This is a genomic window from Bradyrhizobium sp., from assembly GCF_049798375.1.
GTDB lineage: Bacteria > Pseudomonadota > Alphaproteobacteria > Rhizobiales > Xanthobacteraceae > Bradyrhizobium.
Map to the genome: position 1 here is coordinate 1 of NZ_JBARGP010000050.1, position 2025 is coordinate 2025.

Genomic DNA, 2025 nt, shown 5'->3' on the forward strand with positions numbered 1-2025 from the left:
GGCGGGCGAAGTTCCGATCGGCTGCGTCGTGGTCCGCAATTACGAGGTCATCGCCACCGCGGCCAACCGGACGCTGACCGATTACGACCCCACGGCCCATGCCGAAATCATTGCGCTGCGCGAGGCGGCCAGGAAAATCGGCAGCGAGCGCCTGGTCGACTGCGACCTCTACGTGACGCTGGAGCCCTGCACCATGTGTGCGGCCGCGATCTCCTTCGCAAGGGTCCGCCGGCTCTATTACGGCGCGGCCGACCCCAAGGGCGGCGCGGTCGAGAGCGGCGTGCGGTTCTTTGCCTCGCCGACCTGCCACCACGTGCCGGACGTTTATCCCGGGATCGGCGAGCACGCCTCGGCCACGCTGCTGCGGGAGTTCTTTCGGGAGAGGCGGTAGCTCCCTCACCCGTCATTGCGAGCGGAGCGAAGCAATCCATCTCTCCGCTTGCGGCGCTATGGATTGCTTCGTCGCTGCGCTCCTAGGAAGAAACGACTGGTTGAATGGGTGTCAGGCGGCCTCCGCGATTGGTTGCAGTTGGACGGTGAAACCGAGTTTTTTGAGGCGCACGACCAGTCGGCTTGCTTTGAGCTCAACTGGCCGACGATCGAAGTAGGCAGCACCGAGGTCGTGATGTTCTGTGCCATCCTTGAGGATATGATAGACGGCGGTGAGGATCGAGGCAGCAACGGCGCAAATCGCTTTTTGCGGCCCGCGCTTGGCCTGCAGGCGGAAGAACTGAGCCCGGTAATAGCTGTCTTTTGTGCGTTTGGCGGCCCAGGCGCATTGCACGAGCATCGTCTTGAGCCAGGGAGCCCCCTTGCGCAGGCGCGAGGACTTGCGCTTGCCAGCGCTTTCGTTCTGCCCGGGGCACAGGCCACTCCAGGCGACGAGGTGACCGGCGGTGGGGAAGCGGCTCATATCATCACCGACCTCGGACAGAATCGCAGGCGCAGCTACGGCGCTGACCCCGGGAATGGTGGTCAAAAGCTCGATCAAAGTACGAAAGGGGATGTTGCGGCTCCCTGCCTTCGCTTCCATGCGGGCGATCCGCTGATCGACTTCGAGATCGAGCTTGCGGATCGTCTCATTGATGCTGTCCCATTGCTTCAGATGAAGTTCCAGCAGGAAGCGGTGGTGATCCGTCAACCGTCCATGCAACGCATCGTAGAGTTCCTTCGGCGACGCCTTGATCTGTTTGCCGGCGAGCTCGGCCAGCTGTTTGGGCTGCCGCACCCCGGCGATCATCGCCTCGATGATCCGCCGTCCGCTCGCGCCCATGACGTCGGAGATCACCGAGCCGAGCTTGATATTGGCTTCTGCCAGCGTCTTCTCAATGCGCTGCATATGCCTGGTCTGCTCGCGTATCAGTTGCTTGCGTGTCCGCGTCAGCCCGCGCAGCTCCTGTACCCCCTCGTTCGGGACGAAGCTCGCCTTGATCAACCCGCAGGCCAGCAGGTCGGCGAGCCACATCGCATCGTTCATGTCGGTCTTGCGCCCGGGGACATTCTTGATGTGCGCCGCGTTGGCGACGATCAATTCAAACCCGCCGTCGTCCAAGATCCGGAACACCGGTATCCAATAAACGCCCGTCGCCTCCATCGCCACCTGCGTGCACCGGCATTCTTCCAGCCACGCTCTCAACTCCACAAGCTGCTCCGTCGTCGCCGCAAACGTCCGACACTCTCGCTTCGTCTTGCTGTCGACCAACATCCGCACACAAGTCACCACCGTATCCTTGTGCACATCAAGGCCGGCCACCCGCTCATACAGGACATCCATGCTCTTCTCCTCCATGGCTCACGCCGACGGCATAGGCGCCTGTCAGAAGAGAATCCTAGGAAGCGTGCTCCAGGGCAAAATCACGCCCATTCGCGCCAATGTGGGTCATCCAGGCAACCCGGGTCCAACTCGCAACCGGGCTCTCACGCACCAGGGAGAAACCGACCTCTTTGCCGACGGCCCTCTATAAATACTCCGCTTGCTTCCGCATGCACAGTTTCATCCAACCCGGGTCGGCTTCTTAACGCCGG

At 62.1% G+C, this 2025-nt stretch carries 2 protein-coding genes; one reads left to right on the plus strand and one right to left on the minus strand.

From position 1 onward, the window contains the following. Window positions 1-391: nucleoside deaminase (locus WA702_RS01795; protein WP_425108811.1), on the plus strand; the 391-nt coding region annotated here is incomplete at its 5' end. Window positions 392-502: 111 nt separating this feature from the next. On the opposite strand, the gene WA702_RS01800 is transcribed toward WA702_RS01795, so the two are convergent. After that, window positions 503-1774 (minus strand): IS110 family transposase, encoded by a 1272-nt coding sequence (locus WA702_RS01800; protein ID WP_425108812.1) that lies wholly within the window; start codon window positions 1772-1774, stop codon window positions 503-505. Window positions 1775-2025: the final 251 nt, after the last annotated feature.